The organism is Micromonospora sp. NPDC005215 (assembly GCF_040607915.1).
GTDB lineage: Bacteria > Actinomycetota > Actinomycetes > Mycobacteriales > Micromonosporaceae > Micromonospora.
Genome location: NZ_JBEXHQ010000112.1, coordinates 1 through 2476, shown reverse-complemented (window position 1 = coordinate 2476; position 2476 = coordinate 1). Strand labels below are relative to the sequence as shown.

Genomic DNA, 2476 nt, shown 5'->3' with positions numbered 1-2476 from the left:
CAGTCGAGGTTGGCCATGCCGAGACGCTGCGCCCGGCCGTGCGCCGAACCGACAGCCGGGTTCTGACCCAGCAGGAAGTACCCCTTGATCTTCCCATCGATCATGTCGAGCACCTGCTGGTAGGTGCCGTGATCACCGGTCATCCGCGGCAGGTAGCCGTAACAGAAGTCGTTCTCCGGTGTCGCCGCGTCACCCCAGTACGCCTTGAGCAGGCTGGCCGCGAACGACCGCGCGTTGCCCCAGAACCCCTTCTGACCCGGGTGCCGGATGCTGTCCACCCACTCGTCGAAGCTCGGGTGCTCCGCGTGGTGCGGCATCGGCAGGTACCCGGGCAGCAGGTTGAACAACGTCGGAATGTCCGTCGAGCCCTGAATGCTCGCGTGCCCCCGCAGAGCCATCACTCCGCCGCCCGGGCGACCCATGTTGCCGAGCAGCAGTTGGATGATCGCGCCGGTACGGATGTACTGCACACCCACGCTGTGCTGCGTCCACCCCACCGAGTAGATCAGCATGCCGGTGCGGTCCCGACCGGAGTTCCGCGTCCACGCCTCGGCCAACTCCAGGAACTGCTCCCGGGGGATCCCGCAGACCCGTTCCACCATCTCCGGGGTGTAGCGGGAGAAGTGTCGCTTGAGGATCTGGTACACGCAGCGCGGGTCCTGCAACGACTCGTCCCTCTCGGTCTGCCCGCTCACCTGCGCGCCGTGCGACTCGTGCGTCAGCCCCGCGGCGTTGTCCCGCTCCTGGGCGGTGTGCCCACTGCCGGACGAACCCTCCTGCCCCGCGTACTGCCAGCTGTCCTGCACGTAGCTGCCGGTTTCCGGGTCGAACCCGGAGAAGAACCCGTCGCCGTCCTCGGTGTCGACGAACTCGTCGCTGACGATCGTCGCCGCGTTGGTGTACGACAGCACGTACTCACGGAAGTCCAACTCGTTGTTTAGGATGTACCGCACCACACCACCCAGCAGGGCGATGTCGGTGCCGGCCCGGATCGGCAGGTACGCGTCCGCAACCGCACTGGTCCGGGTGAACCGCGGGTCGACGTGGAACACCTTCGCGCCACGGCGCTTGGCCTCCATCACCCACTGGAAGCCCACCGGGTGCGCCTCAGCCATGTTCGAACCCTGGATGACGATCACGTCAGCGTTGGCGATGTCCTGCTGGAAATCCGTCGCACCGCCACGACCGAAGCTGGCCCCCAGACCGGGGACGGTGGCGGAGTGTCAAATACGAGCCTGGTTCTCGATCTGGAGCGCCCCCATCGCGGTGAACAACTTCTTGATGAGGTAGTTCTCCTCGTTGTCCAGCGTCGCCCCACCCAGACTGGAGAAACCCAGCGTCCGGTTGAGTGGCCGGCCCTGCGTGTCGACGTCCTCCCAGGTCTGCTCACGGGCCGCGAGCATCCGGTCGGCGATCATGTCCAGCGCGGTGTCGAGGTCCAGATCCTCCCACTGCGTCGAGTACGGACGGCGGTAACGAACCGTCGTCTGCCGCAACGGACTGGTCACCAGACTCTTACTGGCCGAACCCTTCGGGCAGAGCCGACCCCGCGAGATCGGGCTGTCCGGGTCACCCTCGATCTGACTGACCTGGCCATCCTTGACGTACACCCGCTGACCACAACCGACAGCGCAGTACGGGCAGACCGACCGGGCCATCGAGTCCGCGGCATCGGTGCGGGCGGTGAGTTCTGCCGAGCGGGCGGACTTGGCCGCGGCACCCCGACCGAGCGGATCGGTGCCGGTGAGCTGCCGGTAGACCGGCCAACCCTCAATAAAGGTACGCAGACCCATGCCCCGACACCCCCTCCCACGCGAGCGACCCCATGAACATAGGTCAACCGAGACATCTTCGCGAGCGGGGGCAGTCAGACAGCGCCGCCCCCGGCCGGTGAGCCGGGGGCGGCGCTGGTGTCGGTGTGCAGGTCGCCTCTCGGCGAGTGGCACGACGCGGCTCCAGCCGAACGGTATTCCGCGAAGGCAATTTAGGTGAGGCCCGGGGACACTGAGTCACACCGACACCCTCCACAACCAGCCGGACCCCGGCGTTGTTCCCCGCCTCGGCCCCGGTCGAGTCGCGGACACGAAGCCGGTCGCGGACGCGCAGCCGGTCGCGGACACGAAGCCAGTCGCGGACACGAAGCCAGTCGCGAACGCGAAGCCGGTCGCGAACACGAAGCCAGTCGCGGACGTGAGGCCGGTCGCGGACGTGAGGCCGGTCGCGGACGTGAGGCCGGTCGCGAACACGGAGCCGGTCGCGCGGACGCGAAGCCAGCCGCGCGGACGCGAAGCCAGCCGCGCGGACGCGAAGCCAGCCGCGAGATCTTGGACACTTTCCGTCTTTCGCGAACGGAAATTGTCCAAGATCTCCGAACAACAGCGGACCAAGCCGCGGCCTCCCCGCACCCCCGACTACGCGTCGCGCAGCCAAGAACCCCCATACGCGAACGCCGCTGGCCGGCACCCCGGGTGCAGGG

Annotated in this window: 1 protein-coding gene; it reads right to left on the bottom strand. The window is 67.6% G+C overall.

The genetic code is table 11. The annotated features are described in order from the left end of the window. The coding region (locus tag ABZU25_RS34400; protein WP_355033535.1) for a molybdopterin-dependent oxidoreductase at nucleotides 1–1793 on the bottom strand (1793 nt) is incomplete at its 3' end. Nucleotides 1794–2476: the final 683 nt, after the last annotated feature.